14 protein-coding genes and 1 pseudogene are annotated in these 24,489 nt (G+C 51.4%); 10 read left to right on the top strand and 5 right to left on the bottom strand.

Annotated elements, in window-relative coordinates; translation table 11 throughout:
- Positions 1-11 precede the first annotated feature (11 nt).
- From AAE250_RS18935 to AAE250_RS18890, 10 genes are all read left to right on the top strand, one after another.
- Positions 12-1,592 (top strand): RagB/SusD family nutrient uptake outer membrane protein, encoded by a 1,581-nt coding sequence (locus AAE250_RS18935; RefSeq protein WP_294603168.1) that lies wholly within the window; start codon positions 12-14, stop codon positions 1,590-1,592.
- A gap of 23 nt (positions 1,593-1,615) precedes the next feature.
- Positions 1,616-2,620 carry a glycoside hydrolase family 18 gene (locus tag AAE250_RS18930; RefSeq protein ID WP_294603165.1) on the top strand — a complete coding sequence of 335 codons (1,005 nt, stop codon included), beginning with the start codon at positions 1,616-1,618 and terminating at the stop codon, positions 2,618-2,620.
- Positions 2,621-2,628: 8 nt separating this feature from the next.
- Positions 2,629-3,786: a DUF1735 and LamG domain-containing protein gene (locus AAE250_RS18925; protein WP_294603163.1), complete on the top strand. Its 1,158-nt coding sequence runs from the start codon at positions 2,629-2,631 to the stop codon at positions 3,784-3,786.
- 31 nt (positions 3,787-3,817) lie between these two features.
- Positions 3,818-5,782: a BT_3987 domain-containing protein gene (locus AAE250_RS18920; protein ID WP_294603160.1), complete on the top strand. Its 1,965-nt coding sequence runs from the start codon at positions 3,818-3,820 to the stop codon at positions 5,780-5,782.
- Between the two features lie 177 nt (positions 5,783-5,959).
- Positions 5,960-7,972 (top strand): glycoside hydrolase family 97 protein, encoded by a 2,013-nt coding sequence (locus AAE250_RS18915; protein ID WP_294603158.1) that lies wholly within the window; start codon positions 5,960-5,962, stop codon positions 7,970-7,972.
- Positions 7,973-8,003: 31 nt separating this feature from the next.
- A complete protein-coding gene (locus AAE250_RS18910) occupies positions 8,004-10,277 on the top strand; it encodes a GH92 family glycosyl hydrolase (RefSeq protein WP_294603155.1) in 2,274 nt (757 codons plus the stop codon).
- Positions 10,278-10,421: 144 nt separating this feature from the next.
- Positions 10,422-11,726, top strand: coding sequence for an MFS transporter (locus tag AAE250_RS18905; RefSeq protein ID WP_294603152.1), 1,305 nt, complete (start codon positions 10,422-10,424; stop codon positions 11,724-11,726).
- 60 nt (positions 11,727-11,786) lie between these two features.
- Entirely contained in the window at positions 11,787-12,758 is a 972-nt protein-coding gene (locus AAE250_RS18900) for a glycoside hydrolase family 130 protein (RefSeq protein ID WP_294603148.1), read from the top strand.
- A 175-nt stretch (positions 12,759-12,933) separates the two neighbouring features.
- Positions 12,934-13,224: a hypothetical protein gene (locus AAE250_RS18895; RefSeq protein WP_342289291.1), complete on the top strand. Its 291-nt coding sequence runs from the start codon at positions 12,934-12,936 to the stop codon at positions 13,222-13,224.
- A 28-nt stretch (positions 13,225-13,252) separates the two neighbouring features.
- Positions 13,253-15,628 carry a GH92 family glycosyl hydrolase gene (locus AAE250_RS18890; RefSeq protein WP_294603069.1) on the top strand — a complete coding sequence of 792 codons (2,376 nt, stop codon included), beginning with the start codon at positions 13,253-13,255 and terminating at the stop codon, positions 15,626-15,628.
- A 185-nt stretch (positions 15,629-15,813) separates the two neighbouring features.
- On the opposite strand, the gene AAE250_RS18885 is transcribed toward AAE250_RS18890, so the two are convergent.
- From AAE250_RS18885 to AAE250_RS18865, 5 genes and pseudogenes are all read right to left on the bottom strand, one after another.
- Positions 15,814-17,031 (bottom strand): TolC family protein, encoded by a 1,218-nt coding sequence (locus AAE250_RS18885; protein WP_294603079.1) that lies wholly within the window; start codon positions 17,029-17,031, stop codon positions 15,814-15,816.
- 99 nt (positions 17,032-17,130) lie between these two features.
- Positions 17,131-20,187, bottom strand: a pseudogene (locus AAE250_RS18880) (efflux RND transporter permease subunit); the annotation flags it as partial.
- A gap of 31 nt (positions 20,188-20,218) precedes the next feature.
- The gene (locus AAE250_RS18875) at positions 20,219-21,322 is read right to left on the bottom strand and encodes an efflux RND transporter periplasmic adaptor subunit (protein ID WP_446715773.1); all 1,104 of its coding nucleotides are present in this window, start codon (positions 21,320-21,322) and stop codon (positions 20,219-20,221) included.
- Between the two features lie 265 nt (positions 21,323-21,587).
- On the bottom strand, positions 21,588-23,093 hold the full coding sequence (locus AAE250_RS18870; protein WP_294603066.1) for a PAS domain-containing sensor histidine kinase: 1,506 nt from the start codon (positions 23,091-23,093) through the stop codon (positions 21,588-21,590).
- Between the two features lie 444 nt (positions 23,094-23,537).
- Positions 23,538-24,422: a TraB/GumN family protein gene (locus tag AAE250_RS18865; protein WP_294603064.1), complete on the bottom strand. Its 885-nt coding sequence runs from the start codon at positions 24,420-24,422 to the stop codon at positions 23,538-23,540.
- Between the last annotated feature and the right edge of the window lie 67 nt (positions 24,423-24,489).

Below are 24,489 nucleotides of genomic sequence, written 5' to 3'. Positions count from 1 at the left end.
GACAGAAAACAATGAAAAAATCAATTATAAAAATCGCTATATGTGGCGGTATGTTAGTTGGCTCGTTGTCATCTTGTACGGACAATTATATGGATTACAATACAAATCCGTATGAATCGACCAAAGACGAGATGGATCGTGACGCTTATCTAATCCGTTCGGCTTTGACCGGTATGCAGGGATATGTGATTCCTACGGATGTAAACCTTAATCAGTTCCTGGAATGTTTGCTGGGTGGTCCTTACGGAGGTTATCTGGCTGAATCAAACTCAGGTTTCAACAACCGTTTCTCTAATTATAACCAGTCTCAAGACTGGGTAGGCAAGTTATATAAGGATGTCATTCCTAATGTATATGCCAACTATGCACAGTTGGAAGCTTCTACGGAAGATCCGGTCTATTTGTCCGTAGGCAAGGTGGTGAAAGTGGCTGCCATTCTGCGTGTGACGGATGGATATGGTCCTATCCCTTACTCTCAGTTGGGTGCAAACGGTGACTTAGTAGCTCCGTTGGATACACAGAAGAAGGTTTATGAAACCATGTTGGGCGAACTGGATGAAGCTATTACCGGTTTGTTGGCACACCGTACGGAAACATTCTCCTCAAAAGCGGATAAAGTATATGCCGGTAAGGTGGAACAATGGATTAAGTTGGCCAATTCTTTGAAGTTGCGTATGGCAATGAGAATGGTTTATGTCGATCCCGCCACGGCGCAGGCAAAGGCTTTGGAAGCAATAGACTCTGAAAAGGGTGGCGTACTTACTTCCAATGCAGATAATGCAACCATTCAGGCTACTACCAACCCGTTCAGAGTTATTATGTATGAGTACAACGGCGGTGACTCTCGCATTGCAGCGGATATCACAGCTTATATGAACGGTTATAAAGACCCGCGTCGAGACAAGTATTTCACCGAGTCTGCCTTTACAGATGCCGATGGTGTGAAGAACGGTTATCATGGCATTCGTTTGGGAACGGAACCCATTCCGAGTGAAACGGCTCATAAGTATTCCAATATGAATGTGGCTGCCGATACCAAGTTGGTATGGATGACGGCTGCCGAAGTTGCTTTCCTGCGTGCCGAAGGTGCACTGCGCGGATGGAACATGGGTGGAACTGCCGAGAGCTTCTATAAGAAAGGTGTAGAACTGTCGTTCGACCAATGGGGAGCTTCCGGTGCGGACTCTTACCTGGAAGATGCTGGCAGCCAGCCCGATCTGTACAAAGACCCGCTGGGTACTTACAGTTACAACGGTTCCCAACCTACCATCACCATCAAGTACGAGAATGGTGCTGCTTTTGAAACCAACCTGGAAAGAATCATCACCCAGAAGTGGATTGCAATGTTCCCGTTGGGCAATGAAGCATGGGCTGAATTCCGTCGTACCGGTTATCCCCGCCTGATGACGGCTGCCGTAAACAAGAACAAGGCCGAAGTGCCCGAAGGTACTTTCCCGCGTCGTTTGCCTTATCCGCAGGATGAGTACAAGGACAATGGTGCGAATGTACAGAAGGCTATGCAGGATTTGACTCCTTCTAATGATAGAATGTCATCCAGAGTATGGTGGGATTGCAATCCTAATATCAAATAAGAATAACGATCATGAAAAATAGAATGAAAAATATATTCATAGCAGCTTCCTGCTTCGCTGCCGTAACTTGTTTCACTGCATGCGACGACTGGACGGAAGTAGAGAACGTGAAGATCAATACGCCCGGCGTTGAAGAACTGAACCCGGAGCAGTATGCCAAGTATTTGCAGAATCTGGTTGAGTACAAGAATTCGGATCACAAGGTGGTTTACGCCTGGTTCGACAATAGCGAGAAAGTTCCTTTCAGCCGCGGACAGCACATCAGTGATGCACCCGACAGTCTGGATGTAATCTCCATGATGTATCCCGGCGAACTGGCAGAGTTCGAACGGACCGATATGGAGACCGTACGTGCCAAAGGAACGAAAGTGGTTTATACCATCAGCTTCGACAAGATCCAGAAGGAATATACGGATAAAGTAAAAGAAGGTACCGAAAGCGGCACTTTCGACGCTTATCTGAGTGCGGAACTGACGAAGCAGATTGGCTATGCAGATGACTTTGACGGTATCATTGCAGGTTATAAAGGAACAAGTCCTGTCTACATGTCTGCCGAGCAGAAGGCGGAAGCCAAGAAGTATCAGGATGCTTTCTTCGGTGCTATCTCCACTTGGAGAAGCAGCAATACTGCCAAGTTGCTGACGTTCCAGGGATATCCTGAGAATCTGATCGGACAGACTCTTCTGTCAGATTGCAAGCATATCATCCTGGCTACGGATAATGTAGCGGACGATGCGCAGCTTTCAGTCGTGGCTCGTCTTGCAATGATTGCATCCGATGTTCCGACAGACCGTTTCGTTGTAGCTGTCTCTACCGTTTCGCTGGATTCATCGGACAAGGCTACCGGATTTTATGGCTCGGACAGAGCTTTGTCGGAAGCTGCTTATTGGACTACCGAACCGTCTGACGATTATACCCGTGCCGGACTGGCCATCTATAATGTGCAGAACGACTATTACAATGCCGGTAACTCTTACCAGTATGTGAAAGAGGCTATTAATATTATGAACCCTGCTCCTAAAAAATAACGAATACCATGAAATTGAAAAACTTATATTTAGTATCGATAGCATTGCTGGCAGGTGTATTTGCAGCTTGCAGTGATGATACTGAAACATTCGACAACCGGGTGTATGTCAATGCTCCGGTCAAGACCAGCAGTGTGCTGCTGAAGAATACGGTTCCGAGTACCGAAGGCCAGTTCCAGATTGCAATGGCTAAGCCGGAGGGTAAAGATGTAACTGTCTCCATGAAAGTAGAACCGGGTCTGGTGGAAGCCTATAATGCTGCTTATTATGATAAGGCAGAAGCCCTGCCAAGCGGACATTATACATTGGAAAGCCAGCAGGTGACTATCTTGGCGGGAAGTATCCTTTCGGATGCCGTTACCGTGAAGTTCAACAACCTTACCGAACTGGATCGTGAAAAGGTATATGTATTGCCGATTACTATAGAGAATGCCAGTGTGGGTATACTGCAAAGTGCCCGTACCATGTACTATGTGCTGAAAGGTGCTGCTCTTATCAATGTGGTGGCCGACATTACAAAGAACCTGATTTATGTAGACTGGAAGAAACCCGAAGTAGCCAATAACCTGAAACAACTGACGGCAGAGGCGCTGATTCGTCCTAACAAGTTTGGCAAGATGCTTTCTTCCGTTATGGGTATTGAAGGGTATTTCTTGCTTCGTATCGGTGATTCCGGTATTCCCGATAATCAGCTGCAAGTGGCTACAAGTAAGGGTAACTTGACTTCTTCCGACCTTGCTATCCCTACCGGAGAATGGACACATATTGCCGTGACGTATGATGCCGATGCAGGTGGTAAGATAACCGTCTACCTCAATGGTAAGAACATGCTGGAAGGTACTGCCAATTGTGGTGCCATCAACTGGGCACAAACCAAGACAGACGAAGGAAACGGTTTCTGGATAGGTCACTCTTATAACCGTGACCGCTGGTTGGAAGGTGAAATCACCGAATGCCGTATCTGGAACAAGGTGCTGACTCAGAATGAGATCAATGCCAAGGATCACTTCTATCAGGTAGAGCCAGATGCAGCCGGACTGGTGTCTTACTGGAAATTTGACGAAGGTGTAGGAACTTCTATCGCCGACTATAGCGGTAACGGAAATAATGCTACAGCTCTGGAGCCCATTACCTGGAACGCAGTGGAACTGCCTGCAAAGAATTAATTTGTTATACCTTTAAATTAAGAAGCTTATTATGAAATATATGAATCATATCAAATCAGGCTTGCTGGCAATGACGTTTGCATGTGTCGGATCGGTTTTTACCGGCTGTGAAGATGACATCACAATCAATGCCGCTGATTCAGGCAAGTTAGAGACTGTGGACGGTATGTATGGCTATGTAAGGTCTGCTGCCGGAGCACGTGAACTCACTCCGATTTCACTGTTCGGAGACAAGGCTGGTGCCGGACATCTTTACTTTGAATTGAGTAAAGCTGCCACTCAAGACGTTACGGTAAACTTTAAAGTCGATGCTGCTGCGCTGGAAGCATACAATGCGGCTCACGGTACATCTTACGAGATGTATCCTGCCGACAAGCTGAGCTTGGCAAATGGCGGTACGGCTACCGTTAAATCAGGAGAGAAGAAGTCTGCTCCGGTAGAACTGACCATCAACGCAGGAGGATCAATAGGTGCAACATACGCGGTGGCCATTTCTGCTACTGCCAACGACGGAGTGGAAGTTTCTGCCAACAATCAGACTTATATCTATCTGGTGACGCCGCTGGCAGCTATTCCCGACTCGAAAAAGGGAGATGTCCGCACTCTTTGCTTTGTGGAAGTGAACGATGAAAACATCCTGAACATGGGTGAATATACCATGAAGGACAGCAAGAAGCCTTTCTTCGATGTAGTCAGCATCTTTGCTGCCAACATCAATGTGGATAATGAAACGGGACGCGTTCATATATTCTGCAACGACCAGGTGTCTTTCTTGCTGAAGAATGCCGATAAGTTCATTCGTCCTTTGCAAGCGAAGGGTATCAAAGTGAACCTGTCTATCCTGGGTAACCACGACGAAGCCGGTATGGGTAATCTGTCTCAGGCTGCTGCCGCTGATTTTGCCAAAGAGTTGAAGGCTTATATGGATATCTACGGACTGGACGGTGTGGACTTTGACGATGAGTACACCAATTATTCGGATAATCCGAGTCCGGGCTTTGAAAAACGTTCTCGCGAGAACTACTGCCGCCTGATTTATGAATGCCGTAAGGTAATGCCTGACAAATTGCTGGGAATATACGAATATACGCTTATTGACTCTCCGACGGGTACCGTTGAAGGCAAGAGCGCAGGCGAACTGGTGGACTACATGTGCTACGGTACTTACCAACGCTACGTGAAGGGACGCGAAGAGAATATGACCGGACTGACTCCGGCGAAGTATTGCCCTTACTCCCTGAAGATAAATGAGGAATATGACGGTGGTTGGACGCGTTTCAGCCAGGAGACGATACGTGATGCAAAAGAAGCCGGTTACGGTCTGCAAGTGTTCTACAACCCGAAACCGCGTACTTACAGCTACGATCATTACTTCAGTGCTGTCAGCGAAATATTGTTCAACGACAAGGTAGAATGGACCGGTAAATACTATGCCCGTACCGATGCAGCCGCTATCCAAGGTACGAAGTCAACCTACGAGACGTATCTGGGCGAATGGAATGCCACTTCCAGCAATTCATTGTATGTGTATATCGATGAAGAGAACAATCCACGTTGGTGGGATTGGAGCGGCAGTCAGCAGTTCAATGTCCGTATCGAAGAGAAAGAAGCCGGTAAGAGCTATTACGTATATGGTTGGGGTACTTATCCCGAAATTACCGATAAATATCCGTTGGTAATGGAGTACAGCGACTATGATGGCGGTCTTTCCATTCCTGTTCCTCAGACTATCCACGAAGCCGATGCTGCCGATCCTGTTACTTGGCAGATGTGCTGGGGCACGTACGGAAAAATAAATGTCTGGAACTTCTATACGGGTGAAGAATACATGGAACCGATTACCGGTACTATCGATGTGAACGGTAACCTGAAGCTCTATGGTATAGGCAACCGCTGGGGTATTGACCCGTGCTATGAAGAAGATGGCAAGTTAGTACCTCCTCACATGAATGTGAAGTCTCATATCACCGAGAACTACACCCTGGTGAAGCAATAATCTACAGGCTTATGTCGCCTTGAGTGAGACTACTGGTCTCCCCTCTAGTGAGACTAGTAGTCTCTCCTTAGGTCACACCAGTAGTCTCACCACAGGTGACACTAGTAGTCTCATACAAGGTGAGACCAGTAGTCTCACTTTAGGCAACACCGATACCTCTCAAATACACACAATATCATGAAGCAACACCTTATATATATAGTCCTGTTTTTCCTTCTTCTGGCAAGCAGCTGTACGTCTCCCAAACCTACAGAGGTAGCTTCGCCCGACGGACATATCCGGCTGGCATTCGCTCTGGATGCCGATAACCGTATGACCTACCGGGTGGATGTGAACGACACTGCTTTTATAACTCCTTCCTCATTGGGCTTCCTCGCCCAAAACGGAGTGAACCTTTCCGACGGTTTCCGCATCGTCGGCACCGACTTCTCCTCCGCAGACGAAACCTGGACACAACCCTGGGGAGAAAACAAAACCATCCGCAACCATTACAACGAAATGGCCGTCCGCCTGGCCGACGCCTCGGACGTGCAGCTTACTTTGCGTTTTCGCATCTTCGATGACGGACTGGGTTTCCGCTACGAATATCAGGTGGCAGGAGCCGACAGCCTGTTATTGACGGATGAACTCACTTCTTTCAACATTGCGCAGGACGGCACCTCCTGGTCCATCCCTGCCAATTATGATACGTACGAACTACTGTATCGTACACAACCTATCAGCAAGATAGACAATGCCAACACGCCTATGACCTTCAAGACCGGAGACACGTATGCCAGCATCCACGAAGCTGCTTTGACCGACTTTCCGGAAATGACCTTGAAGAATGTAGGCGACCGACAATTCAAATCAGAACTTGCCCCTTGGCCGGACGGTATCAAAGCACGGATAGCCGGAGGCCGTTTCCAAACCCCGTGGCGTACCCTGCAGATTGCCCCGGAAGCAGTAGGACTCATCAATTCAGGCCTTATCCTGAACCTGAACGAACCTTGTGCACTGGAAACCACCGACTGGATTCGTCCGATGAAGTACGTCGGCATCTGGTGGGGGATGCATTTGGGTGTAGAAAGCTGGGTAATCAATGATCGCCACGGTGCTACTACCGAGAATGCGAAAAAATATATTAACTTTGCTGCTGCCAACAACATAGAAGCTGTGATGTTCGAAGGCTGGAATGAAGGCTGGGAAAATTGGGGAGGAACACAAACATTCGATTATACGAAGCCATACGCTGACTTCGACATCCGGGAAATAGCTCGCTATGCCAAGGAGAAAGGCATCCAGATCATCGGTCATCACGAGACCGGCGGCAACATCCTCAATTACGAGCGGCAGCTCGATGCCGCCTACCAATGGTACACCGACCTGGGCATCCACAGCGTGAAGACCGGTTATGCCGGAGGACTTCCGAACGGGCACAATCATCATGGACAGTTCAACGTGCGCCACTATCGCAAGGTAGTGCAGACTGCTGCCAAGTATCACATTACCCTCGACGCACACGAACCCATCAAGGACACCGGCATCCGCCGTACCTATCCCAATATGATGACCCGCGAAGGTGCCCGTGGCATGGAGTGGAATGCATGGAGCGAGGGCAATCCTCCCGAACACCAGGTGATGTTGCCTTTTACCCGTCTGCTCGCCGGACCGATGGATTATACCCCCGGTATCTTCGACGTTCTCTATGAACGTGCCAAGAAGTCGAAAGACCGCAAGCAGTGGAATATGAAAGACAGCAAAGACTGCCGCATCAACACCACGCTGGCCAAGCAGATAGCCGACTGGGTGATACTCTATTCTCCCTTGCAGATGGCTGCCGATATGATTGAGAACTACGAAGGGCATCCCGCTTTCCAGTTCTTCCGCGACTTTGATGCCGACTGCGACTGGTCGGAGGCATTGGCAGGCGAGCCGGGAGAGTTCGTGGTCATTGTGCGCCGGGCAAAAGACAAATACTTCCTGGGAGCCGCCACGAACGAAGATGCCCGCCAGATTGCCGTCCGACTGGATTTCCTGGAGAAAGGCAAAACCTACCGTGCCGTTATCTACGCCGATGGCAAGGATGCCGACTGGGAAACGAATCCGGCATCTTACGAGATAACCGAGAAGCAGGTAACTGCCGATGATACGCTGGATATCTCCATGGCAAGAGGTGGCGGACAAGCCGTCAGCTTTATGCCCGTCTAAACTAACAGAAACGTAATACAAATAAAATGATATGAAGAACAACATGAAATCTAATTCAATACTGATGAGCGGGCTTCTGCTGCTGGGCGCCACTGTATTCAGTTGCACTATGCCGGAGCCGGATTACGCATCCTACGTCAATCCGTTCATCGGTACCGGTGGTCACGGACACACTTATCCCGGCGCGGTAGTTCCCAACGGGATGATTCAGCCCAGCCCCGACACGCGCATTTACGAGTGGGACGCATGTTCCGGATATTATTATGCGGACACCACCATCAACGGGTTCTCGCACACACACGTCAGCGGTACGGGATGTGCCGACTATGGCGACGTGCTGCTGATGCCTACCGTAGGACAGCAGGATTATCACTCCATGGGCTCGAAGAGCCAGCAGATGGCTTACTGCTCCGCCTTCTCGCACGACAATGAGAAGGCCGAACCGGGTTACTATTCCGTCGTCTTGGACCGCTATGGTGTCCGTGCCGAACTGACTTCCACCAAACGTGCCGCCATTCATCGCTACACCTTCCCGAAAGCGGAAGATGCCGGCTTCATCCTCGACCTGGATTATAGCATCCAGCGTCAGAAGAACGAGCAGATGGAACTCGAAGTAATCAGCGATACCGAGATCCGTGGACGCAAGAAGACCGTCTACTGGGCATTCGACCAGTACATCAACTTCTACGCCAAGTTCTCCAAGCCCTTCACTTATACCCTGGTGACCGACTCTATGGCATTGGACGAAGGCGGCCCGCTGCTTCCCACCGCCAAGGCATTGTTGCAATTCCAGACCGAAGCCAACGAGCAGGTGTTTGTGAAAGTCGGTGTCTCTGCCGTTGATATGGACGGAGCCCGCCGGAACGTAGAATCCGAGATTGCTGGATGGGACTTCGACGGAGTACGCCAGGCTGCACGCAGTGCATGGAACACTTATCTCTCCAAAATCGACATCAAGACGAAAGATGCGGACCAACGCACCATGTTCTATACCGCTCTCTATCATACGGGCATGCAACCCAATCTCTTCACTGATTCCGACGGCCGCTACCTGGGCATGGACCTGAAACCCCATCAAGGCAGTGTAGACAAACCTATCTACACCATCTTCTCCTTGTGGGATACCTTCCGCGCCTATCATCCCTTGATGACCATTATCGACCCGGCGCTGAACGAGGCCTTCATCCGCTCACTGATTCAGAAGAGCCGCGAAGGCGGTGTACTGCCGATGTGGGAACTTGCCGGAAACTATACGGGAACAATGATCGGCTATCATGCCGCTTCCCTCATTGCCGACTCTTACGTGAAGGGCTATCGCAACTTCGACGTGCAGGAAGCTTACAAGGCTTGCATCCGTGCTGCCGAGTATGATACCACCGGCATCATCACGCATCCCCTTGTATTGCCGCACCTGATGCCGCAAGCCAAATACTGGAAGAACAAGATAGGCTACGTGCCTTGTGACAAAGACAATGAATCCGTAGCCAAGGCTTTGGAATACGCTTACGATGACTGGTGTATCTCCGTGTTGGCAGATGCCCTGGACGATGAAGCCAACCGTGCCAAGTACTCCGCCTTTGCCGAAGGTTATAAGGTTTACTTCGACCCCAGCACCCGCTTCATGCGTGGCCTGGACAGCGAAGGCAACTGGCGCACCCCGTTCAACCCCCGTTCCTCTAACCACCGCAACGACGACTACTGCGAAGGCACCGCCTGGCAGTGGACGTGGTTCGTTCCCCACGATGTAGACGGCCTGGTAGAGTTGATGGGCGGTCGCGAGGGTTTCATCAGCAAGCTCGATTCTCTGTTCATTGCCGACTCTACTTTGGAAGGTGACGCAGTATCTGCCGATATCTCCGGTCTGATAGGCCAGTACGCGCATGGAAACGAGCCGAGCCATCATATCGCACACCTCTACAACTACGTAGGTCAGCCTTGGCGTACTCAGGAGTTGGTAGACCAGGTGCTGCATACGCTTTACTTCAATAATCCCGACGGACTCTCGGGCAACGAAGACTGCGGACAAATGTCGGCATGGTACATCCTCAATGCCATGGGATTCTACCAGGTATGCCCCGGCAAACCGGTGTACTCCATCGGCCGCCCGCTGTTCAACGAAGCCACCATCCATCTGGGCGAGGGAAAGACGTTCAAGATTGTGGCGCATAACAACAGCCGCGACAACAAGTATGTGCAGAGCATCGTCCTGAACGGCAAAAAGCTGGAAACTCCCTTCTTCACCCACCGGGATATTGTAGAAGGCGGGGTGCTGGAGCTGACGATGGACGCCACTCCGAATCGATAAATGAATCAAATATAGGCTTGTTTTTTAGACAGAAGAACAAAAGAACAAATTAGAGAACATAGGCTATATCATACTTATAAATATGTTCTTTTGTTCTTCTGTCTAAAGAGAATTCTTTTATAGCTTATTCAAAACAAATCAAGTATGAGTCAGAAGAAACATAACCCCATATCCTGGGTTCCCACCGTATACTTCGCCATGGGACTGCCGTTCGTGGTGCTGAACATGGTATCTGTGCTGATGTTCAAGGGGCTGGGTATTGGTGATGCACAGATAGCTTTGTGGACATCGTTAATAATGTTGCCCTGGACGCTGAAGTTTCTTTGGAGTCCGTTCCTTGAAATGTTCAAGACCAAGAAGTTTTTCGTGGTACTAACGCAGATGGTTACCGGAGCAGGCTTTGCTCTGGTGGCCCTGGCGTTGCACTTGCCGCAGTTCTTTGCGGTGTGCATCGGGCTGCTGGCGGTGATTGCCTTTAGCGGGGCGACGCACGATGTGGCTACCGACGGCGTGTATATGTCGGAACTGAACAAGCAGGACCAGGCCAAGTACATCGGTTGGCAGGGAGCCTTCTACAACATTGCCAAGATTGTGGCATCCGGCGGGCTGGTATGGCTGGCGGGAGCTCTGCTGATGGGCTTTGGTGGAGTGGAGGGCGCTTCGGAAGCCGTGCGCCATGAGGCTACGGTGAATGCCTGGATGACGGTGATGCTGATTATGGCAGGGGTGATGGTGTCGCTCGGTTTGTATCATATCCGCATGCTGCCTTCGGGCGGTGCGGCGGCATCCGGTGCAGCCACGGCGCGTGAGACGCTGGACAAGCTGATAGGGGTGATCCGCGATTTCTTCCAGAAGAAGCACATTGGTTATTATATCGCTTTCATCATCCTCTACCGCCTTGCCGAGGGTTTTGTCATGAAGATTGTTCCCCTCTTTTTGAAGGCAGAACGTTCGGCGGGCGGTTTGGGGTTGAATGAACAGCAAATCGGTTTGTATTACGGTACTTACGGGGCTGCGGCTTTTGTGTTGGGCTCGCTGCTGGCAGGTTATTACATTTCGCATCGCGGACTGCGGCGGACGTTGTTCTCGCTGTGTTGCATTTTCAATCTGCCGTTCGTGGCCTATACGCTGCTTGCCATTTATCAGCCGGAGAGCGGGATGCTGATTGGCAGTGCCATTGTGTTGGAGTACTTCGGCTATGGTTTCGGTTTCGTCGGGCTCAGCCTCTTCATGATGCAGCAGGTGGCGCCGGGAAAACACCAGATGGCGCATTACGCATTTGCCTCGGGCATTATGAATCTGGGAGTGATGCTGCCGGGAACGATCAGCGGCTTCGTCAGCGATGCGCTGGGGTATGAGACGTTCTTTGTCTTCACGCTCTTCGCCACCATACCGGCATTCCTCATCACGTACTTTGTACCGTTCACGTATGCGGACGAGAAGAAATGATAATCTTCTGTCAACTGATAAAATACCTATTAATAAACATCTAATAATAAATATGTCTATATGAGCAACAACATCATTATCCCTTGGGAAGAACGCCCTGCAGGTTGCACGGACGTCCTATGGCGCTACTCGGCGAACCCTGTCATCGGCCGCTATCATATTCCCTCTTCAAACAGTATCTTCAACAGTGCCGTCGTTCCCTTTGGCGAAGGCTTTGCCGGTGTCTTCCGTTGCGACAACCGTGCGGTACAGATGAATATTTTTGCCGGCTTCAGCCAAGACGGTATCAACTGGGAAATCTCTCACGAGCCTATCCGTTTTCAAGCCGGAAACACGGAGATGATAGAGTCGGAGTACAAATACGACCCGCGCGTCACCTGGATTGAAGACCGCTACTGGATTACCTGGTGCAATGGCTACAACGGTCCTACCATCGGCATCGGCTATACGTTCGACTTCCGCGAATTCTTCCAATGCGAGAACGCCTTCCTGCCCTTCAACCGCAACGGCGTCCTCTTCCCGCAGAAGATAGGCGGACGATATGCCATGCTGAGCCGCCCGAGCGACAACGGGCATACTCCCTTTGGCGACATTTACATTAGCTACAGCCCCGATATGAAGTACTGGGGCGAGCATCGCTGCGTGATGAAAGTCACCCCTTTCCCTGAAAGTGCCTGGCAGTGCACCAAAATAGGAGCAGGCTCGGTGCCCTTCCTGACGGACGAAGGCTGGCTGATATTCTATCACGGCGTTATCACTACTTGCAACGGTTTCCGCTACTCGATGGGGGCGGCGATACTCGATAAGGAAAATCCGGAACGGGTGCTTTACCGCACGCGTGAATACCTGCTGGCACCCGCCGCACCCTACGAGCTGCAGGGCGATGTGCCCAATGTGGTGTTTCCTTGCGCCGCGTTGCAGGACGGGGACCGGGTAGCTGTATATTATGGCGCTGCCGATACCGTGGTCGGAATGGCGTTCGGCTATATCTCCGAAATCATAGAGTTTACGAAGCGTACAAGCATTGTTTAAATGATGATTTAGGGGCGTGTGATAACAAGTGTATCTCAAACTCCTCCGCCTGAAAGGGGAGGTGCCCGCTTGCGGGCGGAGGGGTCTTACATAAATAGAAAGTAACTTAGTGCAATTCCCTTCGGAGGGGAAACCCCTCCGCCCTACGGGCACATCCCCCTTCAGGCGGAGGAGTTTGAGATACTCCGTAACTTCCCATTTCCCAACACCTGTCCGCAAGGCTCCGACCGTGCTCGACACCTCACGAATAGCTGTCGGAAAGGCTCCGGGACCTCCCGAAACAGTGAACCGCTGGCGTTTTGAGGCTCCGGGACCTCCCGAAACAGTGAACCGCTGGCGTTTTGGGGTTTCGGGACCTCCCGAAACAGTGAACCGCTGGCGTTTTGGGGTTTCGGGGCTTCCCGAAGCAGTGAACCGCTGGCGTTTTGAGGTTTCGGGGCATCCCGAAGGGGAGATTCTCCCATAACTTTTGTCTTTCTTTAATCTTAGTTAGTATGAAACGAGCAATCACTTCTTTCCTCTTATTCTTCAGCTTACTGGCTGTCTCGCAGGCGGCAGAAAAGAACTTTTCCCCCGTGGACTGCGTCAATCCGTTCATCGGCACCACCAACTTCGGCACTACCAATCCCGGTGCCGTCTGTCCCAACGGAATGATGTCCGTAGTGCCCTTCAACGTGATGGGCTCCGAAGACAACCGATACGATAAAGATGCCCGCTGGTGGTCTACCCCCTACGAATACACCAACTGTTTCTTCACCGGATATTCGCACGTCAACCTCAGCGGTGTAGGCTGCCCCGAGCTGGGCTCCCTGTTGCTGATGCCTACTACGGGCGAACTCTCGGTGGACTATAAAGAATACGGCAGCCGCTACAAAGACGAGCAGGCCTCGCCCGGCTATTACACAAATTTCCTGACCCGTTATAATGTGAAGACCGAAGTGACCGCTACGCCCCGCACGGGCGTGGCGCGCTTCACCTTTCCCGCCGGACAGAGCCACGTGCTGCTGAACCTGGGCGAAGGTTTGACCAACGAATCAGGTGCCTTTCTCCGTCAGACGAGCGACACTGAGTTTGAAGGCATGAAACTCCTCGGTACTTTCTGCTACAACCCGCAGGCGGTGTTCCCCATCTACTTCGTGATGCGCGTCAATAAGCAGCCCGTCGCCACCGGCTACTGGAAGAAGCAACGCCCCATGACCGGCGTCGAGGCCCAGTGGGACCCCGACAACGGACGATACAAACTCTATACCCGCTATCGCCGCGACATTGCCGGCGATGACATCGGCGCCTACCTCACCTTCGACACCCGCGAAGGCGAAGCGGTGGAAGTGCAGATGGGCGTCTCCTTTGTCAGCATCGAGAATGCCCGCCTCAACCTGGACACCGAGCAGCGCGGCAAGGACTTCAGCCAAGTGCTGCAGGACGCCCGCCGTCGCTGGAACGATGACCTCTCGCGCATTCTCGTGGAAGGTGGAACGGAAGAACAGCGCACCGTCTTCTACACTGCCCTTTACCACACACTGATACATCCCAATGTATTGCAAGACGTCAACGGCGAGTACCCCGCCATGGAGAGCAACGAAATCCGCACCACGCAGGGCGACCGCTACACCGTCTTCTCCCTGTGGGACACTTACCGCAATGTGCACCAACTGCTCACCCTGGTCTATCCCGAGCGCCAGTTGCAGATGGTACGCTCCATGCTCGATATGTACCGCGAGCACGGCTGGCTGCCCAAGTGGGAACTCTATGGCCGCGAAACGCTGACGATGGAAGGCGACCCGTCCATCCCTGTCATCGTCGATACCTGGCTGAAGGGGCTTCGTGACTTTGACATCGAGTTGGCTTACGAAGCCATGCGCAAGGGTGCCACCCTGCCCGGCGCCGAGAACCTGCTCCGTCCCGATAATGACGATTATATGTCGCTGGGCTACGTCCCCCTGCGCCAACAGTACGATAACTCCGTGTCCCATGCCCTGGAATACTACATTGCCGACAATGCCCTCAGTCGTATAGCTGAGGCCCTTGGCCGGGAAGCCGAAGCACAAGGCAAGGAAGCCGACGCGCAAGCTGCCCGCGCCACTGCTGCGAAAGATCATGTTGCTACCGCGAAAAACCGTGCGACTGCCGACAGCCTGCGTGCCGTTGCCCGCCGTTATCAAGCCGACGCCCGCCTCTTCCACAACCGTTCTTTGGGTTATAAGCATTATTACAGCAAAGAGTTCGGCACCTTCCGTCCTATCTTGCCCAACGGTGAGTTCTATTCCCCCTTCAATCCGATGGAAGGCGAGAACTTTGAACCCAGCCCGGGCTTCCACGAAGGCAATTCCTGGAACTATACCTTCTACGTCCCCCACGACGTCCTTGGCCTTGCCCGGCTGATGGGAGGAAAGAAACCGTTTATCGACAAACTGCAACGCGTTTTCGACGAAGGCCTCTACGACCCTGCCAACGAGCCCGACATTGCCTACGCCCACCTCTTCTCTTACTTCAAAGGAGAAGAATGGCGCACACAAAAAGAACTGCACCGCCTGCTGCAGCAGTACTTCCGCAATGCTCCCGACGGCATCCCCGGCAACGATGACACCGGCACCATGTCCACCTGGGCCATCTTCAACATGATGGGCTTCTATCCCGACTGTCCCGGCGAGCCTGCTTACACGCTCTCTACTCCGGTATTCGACAAAGTCACCATCCGCCTCGACCCCGCGGTGTGGGGATGCGACAGCCTGGTGATAGAAACCGAACGCCCCACGGCAGAATCCCTCTACATCGACCGGATGGAGTTGGGCGGACGGCGGCTATCCCGTTACCGCATCAGCCACGACGAGCTGGTGAAGGCGGGCAAGCTGCGCTTCATCCTTCGCTGAAAGGGTGCCTGCCGAAACGATAAAAGGCAATTTCTTAGACTCGGATTGAGCGGATTAGTAAGTTGAAAATCCGTTTAATCCGAGTTGGAAGAATAATTCATTAACACCCTCCATTACGCCAGTTCCCATTTCACCGACAGCACCCCCTTCTCATTCTGAATATCTTCATTGCTCTTGTTCTGCCCTTAAAATTCAATATCCCACGTGCCACATGCTTTTTCCAGTTCTACCAATGCGGCGGCGTATCCCTTCATGGTTTCGAGGTATTGCTGGCGCACGTCGTTGTGCGTGCGCTGGGCTATCAGTACATCGACGATGCTCGATTCGCCGCGGCGGTATCGGTACACCATCCCGTCGAGTACCTTCTGAGATTCTTCGAGCATGCCGGTCTGGTACTGGTTTACTTTCTTCTTCTCGGCTTCGAAGTTGTACCAGGCTTGGCTGATTTCGGTCTGCACCTGCAGGGTCATGTCCTTCTTTCGGATGCCCGATTGCTCGATGCGGAACTTGGCAGCCCGGATGGCTCCTTTATTGGTGTTGGAGAAGCTCAGCGGGATGCTGACTCCGCCGGTCACCGAGCGGGAGGGGGGAAGGAAGCCGTTCCAATCCCTTTCGTACGATACGGACAGGCTGATGTCCGGACATCGTTCGGCACGGGTCAGCCGGTACTCGTTGGTGCTTACCTCGATGCCTTTTTCGGAAGCGCGCAGGTCGATGCGGTTCTCGAATCCGGCTTTCAGCAGGTCGGCAAGGGCGAAGTCGCGGTCCAGGCTGTCCCAACTGCCTATGGGGGTGTGCAGCGTGTCGGTGGTGAGCCCCATATACTGATTGAGTACGGCGAGTGCCGACTTATAGGCTGCCTGCTGTTCGTAGACGTCGTTGAGCAGGGCCGATGCTTCGAGGCGGGATTGGCGCAGGTCGTTTTCGGTAATCTCTCCCGAGCGGTAGCGCAGGCTGTCCGACAGGCTCAGTTGCCGCATGTATTCGTAGGAATCCAGTTTCACGCCGAGCAGTTCCCGTTGCAGGATGGCTTCGAGGAAGAGGTCGGCGGACTCGGCTCTCAGTTCCTGGAAGTAGGCTTCGAGGGACAGCTTTTCGTACTCCGCCATGCTGCGTGCCAGCTTTACACGGGCGCCGCGCTTATTGCCCAGTTCCAGCGAGTAGCCCAGTCCCAGGGTAAAGGTTTCGTTGGCTGCCTCGAATTCCAGTTCAGGGTCGGGCAGCACCTTTTGGGCAACGACTTCTGCTTCGGCAATGTCGATGTTCATCCGTTCGGCAAGGTAGCTGAGGTTGCTTCGGCCTACACGTGCCAGGTATTCCTGGAAAGTAAGCTCCTGCGCCGGAACACATCCGGTGTTTTGGGCAGGAGCTTCGCTACACACAACAAATAATAATAGGAGCATGGCAAGCGGTCCCTGAGCTGCTCTACGGCGCTCGCTATGTCCGACACCGGGGAACGCATCCTTCCCCGGTGCCGAAGGGGTCGTTCCCCGGTGCCGGAGTTCTACCAGGTAGTAGAACGTCGGCAGCACAAACATTGAGATGAGTGTGGAGAACATCAGTCCATATACAATGACCGTTGCCAATGGGCGCTGCACATCGCTACCGATTCCCGTAGCCAGCGATGCCGGCAGCAGTCCGATGATGGTCGTGATGGACGTCATCAGGATAGGGCGGAAGCGGTGGCGTGCTCCTTCGGCAACAGCTCGGCGGAGCGACATACCCTCGCGGCGCAATCCGTTGATGTGCGACACCATGATAATTCCGTTCTGTATTGACAGCCCGAACATGGCGATGAATCCCACAGCAGACGATACGTTCAGCGTCATGCCCCGCAGGTTCAGCGCCAGCATTCCCCCGAAGAGCGCCAACGGAACGATGCACAATACCAATGCCGCCTGGCGGAACTTGCCGAAGGTGCTGTACAGAAGGATGAACATCAGCATCAACGTCAGCGGGATAATCACAGCCAGACGGGAGTAAGCCCGGTGCTGGTTCTCGAATTGTCCGCCCCACTTGATAGTGTATTTATTTTTGTCGTACTTCACTTTCTCTTCTATCGTGCTTTGTGCTTCCTTCAGGAACGAAGCGAGGTCGCGGCCGCGCAGGTTCAGTTTCACCGTCAGATGGCGGCGGTTCATCTCACGGGTGATGGTGCTCTCTCCCGTACTTAGCCTGACTTCCGCCACTTGCGACAGCGGAATCTTGGCCCCCGTTGCTGAAGTCAGCATCAACCCTGCAATCTTCTCGGGCGTGTCGCGCGCTTCTTCTTTGTACTTGCAGGTGATGTCGTACTGGCGGTCGCCCTGGTAGAGCTGCGCCACAGCCTTTCCGCCGATAGCTACTTCTATCAGGTCCGACACGTCCGACACGTTCAGTCCGTATCGGGCTATGGCGTCGCGGTCCATCAGTATCTGCAACTGGGGCAGGGGCGGTTCCTGGTCTATGTCGAGGTCTACCGCACCCGGCACTTCTGCCAGCACATTCATTACTTCTTCGGCTATGCGGCGGGTTTCGCGAGGTTCGTTTCCATATACTTTCACTACCAGTTCGCTATGCGCTCCGGCTATTTTGTCCATTACTCCGTCAATCATCGGCTGGCTGAAACCTACGCGGAAGCCGGGCAATGTCTCGTATTCGGCTGCCAGTTCTTCTATCAGGTCTTCTTTTGTCTTTCCCTTCGGCCACTGGTCGTACGGCTTGATGCCGACGGAAACCTCGAAGTGCGACGGGGTGAAGGGGTCGGTTCCGTCATCGTTTCGTCCTGCTTGTACGGCAATGTAGGTCACTTCGGGGTACTTCATGGTGCGGGCACGCAGCGTGTCGGACATCTCGCGGGACTTCTCCACCGATATGCCCGGCGGCAGGTTTACCTGCAACCAGATGGAACCTTCGTCCAGCGTGGGCAGGAAGTCCTTGCCTACGGTGATGCTCAGCACGATTCCGGCTATCAGTATCACTGCTACGGGAGCCATGATGCTGCGGGGGCGGCGGAGTATCTTCTCTACGATGGCGGCGTATTTATCCCTCAGCTTTTCCAGCCACCGGTTCTTATAAATCTTGCGCGGCTTGCGGTAGATGGCGTACGCAATGCCCGGTATCAGCAGCAGTGCCACCAGCAGTGCCCCAATCATGGCGTAACTCATGGTGAATGCCATCGGAGTGAACAGCTTGCGCTCTACCCGTTCGAAAGCAAACAGCGGCAGGTAGGCGGTGATGATGATGACGGTGGAGAACAGGATCGGTTTCCCTACTTCGCGGGCGCGCTGGGCAATGCTCTTTTCTTCTATGTATTCGCCTTGATGGTCTTCGCGCTTCTTCAGTATCGTTTCCATCATTACGATGGCTCCGTCCACAATGATTCCGAAGTCGATGGCTCCCAGTGACAGCAGGTTGGCGGGGATGTCGGTCAGCTTCATCAGTATAAAGGCGATGAGCAGGGCGATGGGGATGGTGACCGATACCAGCAGCGCCCCGCGCCAGTTGCCGAGGAACAGAATCAGTACCAGAACGACCAGCGCCATACCCATCATCAGCGTATGCGATACGGTGCTCAGGGTGGTGTTCACCAGGCTGGTGCGGTCCAGGAATACGTGTATCCGGGCTCCTTCGGGCAGGATGCTGTTGTTCAGTTCGTCTACGGCGGCGTGTATGCCGTCCAGCACTTCCGAAGGGTTTTCGTGTTTCAGCAGCAGCACGATGCCTTCGAGGCTTTCGGAGTACTGGCGCGTGCGGTCGCTGTAGCCGAAGACGCCTTTCCGTTCCAGGTTGCCGTATTTCAGCGTGCCCAGGTCGTTCAGGAAGATGGGCACGCCGCCTTCGGAGCTTACCACAATCTTGCCCAGGTCGTCCAGCCCTTCTATCAGTCCGATGCCGCGGACTACGTAGCCCAGGTCGCCACGGTTCAATACACTTCCACCTACGTTGGCGTTGTTGTTCTCGATGGCTTCTATCACTTGGGCGAGCGACAGGTCATATTGTTCCAGCTTCCGCGGGTCTACTTCCACCTGAAACTGAGTAGTAATGCCGCCGAAATTAGTAACATCCGCCACGCCCGATACTTCTTTGATGCGGGGGATCACTACCCAGTTCTGCAAGTCGGTGAGTTCGCGCAGCGAGTGCTTGTCGCTCTCTATCAGGTAGCGGTAAACTTCGCCGATGGGCGATGTCAGGGGGTCCAGTCCCGGCACGGCGCCGTAGGGTAGTTCCACTTCGTTCAATCTTTCCTGCACTCGCTGGCGACTCCAGTAATCTTCGGTCCCGTCTTTGAAGACGATGGTTATCATAGATAGCCCGAAGGTGCTCTTGCTGCGCATCACGTGCATGCCGGGCAGTCCGTTGATGGCGCGTTCCAACGGGATGGTGATTTGTTGTTCCACTTCTTCGGCTGCCAGTCCGGGGACTTGGGTTACTACTTGCGACGTCACGTCGGCAATGTCCGGGTAGGCTTCGATGGAGAGTTGCGTCCAGGAGTAGTAGCCGAAGACGCCCAGCATCAGGAACAGGCAGAGCATCACCCACCTCTTGCGGATGATGGTAAGCATGATATCTTTCTTCATAATCTTCTATTTTAAGTAATATCCGTGTCCTTTATTTTAAGTAGTATCCGCCTTCGCTTATTACTTTATCACCCATTGCCAGTCCGTTGGTTATCACGGCCAGCCCGTTCTTGGAAACTTCCACTTCTACGGGTCGCCGTACGTAGGTATCTGCCGCGGTCTGTACATATACATAACTGTCTTTTTCGCCTTGTAGCAGTGCTTTGTCCGGTATGTGGACCATATCCGCAGGTTCGCTGAGGAAGTGCATGGTGGTGTACATGCCCAGTTTGAGTTTCTCGTCCCGATTGTCGCACACTGACAGTACACGGATGGAACGGGTGCCTTCATCCACCGATTCTTCTACGTGGAATACAGTACCTTCGATGCGTTTTCCGGGAAAGGCGGATATCTCTATATCCAGCTTGTTTCCTTCCTTGATGAAGCGGATGTCTTTCTCTTTCACCTGTGCCGTAATCCATACTTTCGAGAGGTCGGCTACTACGGCGATAAGCTCGGAATCGTCTTTCAGGTATTGTCCGGTCACGATGTTATTTTCAAGAATATTCCCGTTGATGGGGGCACGCACTACCAGCGGCTGTCCCAGTGTCATGTTCTCCGGGTTCTCCACTTGGTAGACGCGCAGGGCGGCAACGGCATTCTCATATTCTTTATCGGCAATGAGCAGTGCGCTCTCCGCTTCTTCCAGTTCTTTCTGCGAACTGACTCCGTTTTCTATCAAGTCCTTTTTGCGTTGGTAGTCTTTCTGTGCCAGTTCGCGCGCCAGGCGTGCCTGGAAGAAATCTTTTTGTGCTGCGGTGAAGTCGGGGGAACTGATTTCAAACAACGGTGTCCCTTCCGTCACCTGTTGCCCCAGGCGGACACACGATTTCATCACCCGTCCCGAGAAGGGCGGTGCCACGTATGCAAACTGAGTAGGGATAGCCTGTACCGTTCCGGCAGTGACCACCTCCTTAGAATAAGGCATTACTTGTGTTTCCTGAACTTTCAGCTTCTCGTTCAGTGTACGGTTGGCAACAATCACTGTGTCACCTCTGTGTTGCAGATTGCTGCTTTCTCTCTCTTCCATGCCCTTCTTGCATCCGGCAAGAAGCAACATGCCCACTAATGCTAATAGTAGAGTTCTCTTTTTCATTTTCTTCCGCTTAAATGATAGTTAATACTGTTCTTACTTTCCGAACGGGGCTCAACAGGGCCTTTTGAATGATTTCAGAACTTATTGCTACAATGATTTCAGAACTTATTGCTGCAATGATTTCTGAATTCATTGCTGCAATGGTATACTTGTCTTCTGAGTTATAATTCCGCTGCAAAAGTAGGCAGTGGATGCGGAAGCGCCCGTTAGAGAATTATTAGAAGAGTATTAGAAAACCATTAGAGAAAAATGAAGAGAGATGTTATTATGCGTAAGGTATATCGAACCAGAATTCGGAGCCTTCTCCCGGTGCCGAGATCACGCCTACTTCTCCGTTCATCTTTTCTGCTATCATCATACAGATAGAAAGTCCTAATCCCGTTCCTTGTTTGAAACTGTCCAGTTTGACAAATCGTTCGAAGATATCCTTGTGCCTTTCAGCCGGAATGCCGCAGCCGGTGTCTCGGACAAAGAAACGTATTCTTCCCTCTTGAGGTGGATAGTAGCCAATATCTATATACCCTTGTTCCGTATGCTTGATGGCATTTGACAGGTAGTTGTTCAGCACTTGAATAACCCGCGTGGATACGGTACGGATGGTACATGCTTCCAGACCGGGCAGAAAACGTAGTTTGATTGCGGAAGAAATCTTCAGCTTGGCAGTGGCTTGTATCTTCTCAAGTGCATCATTTACGTCCATTTCGTCTTCTCTGAATTCGAGTGTGTTGGCTTCTATGCGCGAGAGGTCGAGCACATCGTTGATTAACTGTAATAAAAGCTGATTGTTTGTTTCGATAAGCCGGATGTATTCTTTGGCATCTTCATCTTGAATGTATTCGGAAAGTATGGATGAGAAGCCTACGATGGCATTCAGCGGAGTACGTATCTCGTGACTTATGTTGGCAAGAAATGCAGATTTCAGCCGGTTGGATTCTTCTGCTTTTTCTTTTGCAGCCAGTAATTCGGTGATATCCAGTGCGGAACTTACTATCCAGCGTTCTCTGCCATGGTTGTAAGAGACTAAATTTTTATGGAAGGACAGAATGTATTCTCCACCTTTGGGATTGATGAAATGCTTGATGTACGAATGTGAGGTTGCGGTCTCTTCTGCCAGCCTGTCTGTTTCTTGTATGAAGTTGTCGGTCATCAGATGCCTGAAGTCTTTTTCATAGTGGCCTACTATCTCATCAGCGGGAGTCCCCATCATTTCAGCAGCCTTTTTGTTCCATATCAGATAACGTCCGTTGTCGTTTTGGTCTTTCACGGTAGTGGCGATAGGCAGGTTCTCGAGTATGCTTTCCAGGAAGAACCGGTACTTTTCGTTTTCCAGGCGTTTAAGTTCGTTTTCCGTGACATTGCGTACAAAAGCCATGACTCTGTCGTGTTTCAGGTAGACCAGCCGTACCGATATGTATATTTCGTTATCATCCTCTATTCTGATTTTCACAGTCAGATGGCATGGAATGCGGGTGTCCAGAACTTTCCGCAATAGTGTTATGTGCTTGTTGTATTCTTCTTCATTGATTACTATATCGCGGATGTCGAGTTTTCCTAAGTTTTTAAGGGCGATTTTATTGGTTTGCTCTGTCGGTTCATTCAGGAGCCGTAACACAATTCCTTGTCCGCTCAATAGGTAAACAGGTGTGTCTATAGCTCTGATAATCTGTCTGTTCAGACTTTTGTATTTATTGTTTAGCCAATGAAGAAAAACAACGACTACAATGACAAGTAGTAGAAATAGGGGGATGTGCCCAGCTAGTAACGTTTGCATAAGGTTTGTTTTTAGCGTCCTCATCTGTCCTCTTAGACGAAGGTTATTATATAAAAAAGCGCGAGGACCGTTATTGTCTATTGGTATTCGAGGCTCTGGAATGCCTACACCATAAATAGACAACAGCCCCCACGCCTAAGTATGTATTAACATAGACGTGAAGAAACTGTTGCTATTATCCCATGGTGTTTAATGAATTTTCCAGATTCCGAATACTGGGGATAATAACTTTCGCTTCTTGCGTTTTTACTAAAATAAGTCAATAGTGTCCGTTATCACTATAGCGGGCAAGACTTTGTTGCAAAAGTAGTATAAATTTTTAAAAGATTGGCAGATATGGACAAACAAAGTGTATATAAATGAACAGGGCGTGAAAACAAAAAGATGTTTTCACGCCCTGCGTAGTCTGCCACTAAAATGTAAGAGAGAGATTTGTTAGAGTATTTATTTCATGGCTTCTATCGTATAACCTTGTTGTTTCAACAGGTTTAATACACCGTTATTTCCCGGCAGGTGTCCGGCACCGACAACGAAGAGGGTAGGGGTTTCGGTCATGATAGTCGGCATCTTTTCTACCCACGCCTTGTTACGGTTGTCCAGCAATGCTTCCATCTCTCCGGGAAGCGGGTCGCAGGAGTTACCGTCTCGTTCTTCCATCAGTTGCAGCACGGCATCCAGGTCTTGTTTCTCATAGGCAACGATGAGGCGTTTGCTCTGTTCCAAGGTCCTGTCAATGTCGCTCACCATGCAATGCAGAAGTTTGGCTTGGCGCTGCAGCGTCTGGTTGTTGAACAGGATATCTATCTGTGATTGGGCTGTTTCCAAACCACCCACTTTCTTGCCTTGCTGTTGGGCTTGTTGCTGGAAGTAGGTATCGAGTTGCTCTTGGGGATTGAAGCCCGGTGTATGCTTCATATAAAGCAACACAACCAGTTGCTGGTTGATGGCGGCAGGCTTCAGTTGTGCCAGCATGGCAATGTCCACCATCATATTTTCTTTCACGACTTTTCCTACTTCTTCATATTGTTCGGGTGTGAAGAGGGTTTGCAACGTTGTGTCTTTGGGCAGTATCATCTGTTGCTGCATGCTTTGCATGAAAGCCGGTGTCATGGTTTCGCTCATCACTACTTCTCCGTAAACTTGATCGGTCTCTTTCATTGCTTGCGGCAGAGCGGCGATACTGTCTTTGATACTAAGCGGGGAGAGGTGGTAAGTACCGAAGATATAGGATGGTTTCTCTAATCCCTTACCGGATATTTTCCACAAAAGCTGTGCGTTAGCACTCAGTGCGATACTGATAAATAGCAGGATGCCTAAAAGTTTCTTCATTGTTTCCTTTTTGTTAATTGGTTATTCTGTGTTATCAGTCGAAGAAAAGGGAGGAAAATCACAACAT

This window comes from Bacteroides sp. GD17, from assembly GCF_038448625.1.
Lineage (GTDB): Bacteria > Bacteroidota > Bacteroidia > Bacteroidales > Bacteroidaceae > Bacteroides.
The sequence above is the reverse complement of the archived record's forward strand: the minus strand, read 5'-3'. Positions and strand labels throughout refer to the sequence as shown.

What these genes read in the sequence shown, in the direction of transcription:
- AAE250_RS18935 (WP_294603168.1), top strand. Translation starts at nt 12, where the DNA reads ATGAAAAAATCAATTATAAAAATCGCTATATGTGGCGGTATGTTAGTT.
- AAE250_RS18930 (WP_294603165.1), top strand. Translation starts at nt 1,616, where the DNA reads ATGAAAAATATATTCATAGCAGCTTCCTGCTTCGCTGCCGTAACTTGT.
- AAE250_RS18925 (WP_294603163.1), top strand. Translation starts at nt 2,629, where the DNA reads ATGAAATTGAAAAACTTATATTTAGTATCGATAGCATTGCTGGCAGGT.
- AAE250_RS18920 (WP_294603160.1), top strand. Translation starts at nt 3,818, where the DNA reads ATGAAATATATGAATCATATCAAATCAGGCTTGCTGGCAATGACGTTT.
- AAE250_RS18915 (WP_294603158.1), top strand. Translation starts at nt 5,960, where the DNA reads ATGAAGCAACACCTTATATATATAGTCCTGTTTTTCCTTCTTCTGGCA.
- AAE250_RS18910 (WP_294603155.1), top strand. Translation starts at nt 8,004, where the DNA reads ATGAAGAACAACATGAAATCTAATTCAATACTGATGAGCGGGCTTCTG.
- AAE250_RS18905 (WP_294603152.1), top strand. Translation starts at nt 10,422, where the DNA reads ATGAGTCAGAAGAAACATAACCCCATATCCTGGGTTCCCACCGTATAC.
- AAE250_RS18900 (WP_294603148.1), top strand. Translation starts at nt 11,787, where the DNA reads ATGAGCAACAACATCATTATCCCTTGGGAAGAACGCCCTGCAGGTTGC.
- AAE250_RS18890 (WP_294603069.1), top strand. Translation starts at nt 13,253, where the DNA reads ATGAAACGAGCAATCACTTCTTTCCTCTTATTCTTCAGCTTACTGGCT.
- AAE250_RS18885 (WP_294603079.1), bottom strand. Translation starts at nt 17,031, where the DNA reads ATGCTCCTATTATTATTTGTTGTGTGTAGCGAAGCTCCTGCCCAAAAC.
- AAE250_RS18875 (WP_446715773.1), bottom strand. Translation starts at nt 21,322, where the DNA reads ATGAAAAAGAGAACTCTACTATTAGCATTAGTGGGCATGTTGCTTCTT.
- AAE250_RS18870 (WP_294603066.1), bottom strand. Translation starts at nt 23,093, where the DNA reads ATGCAAACGTTACTAGCTGGGCACATCCCCCTATTTCTACTACTTGTC.
- AAE250_RS18865 (WP_294603064.1), bottom strand. Translation starts at nt 24,422, where the DNA reads ATGAAGAAACTTTTAGGCATCCTGCTATTTATCAGTATCGCACTGAGT.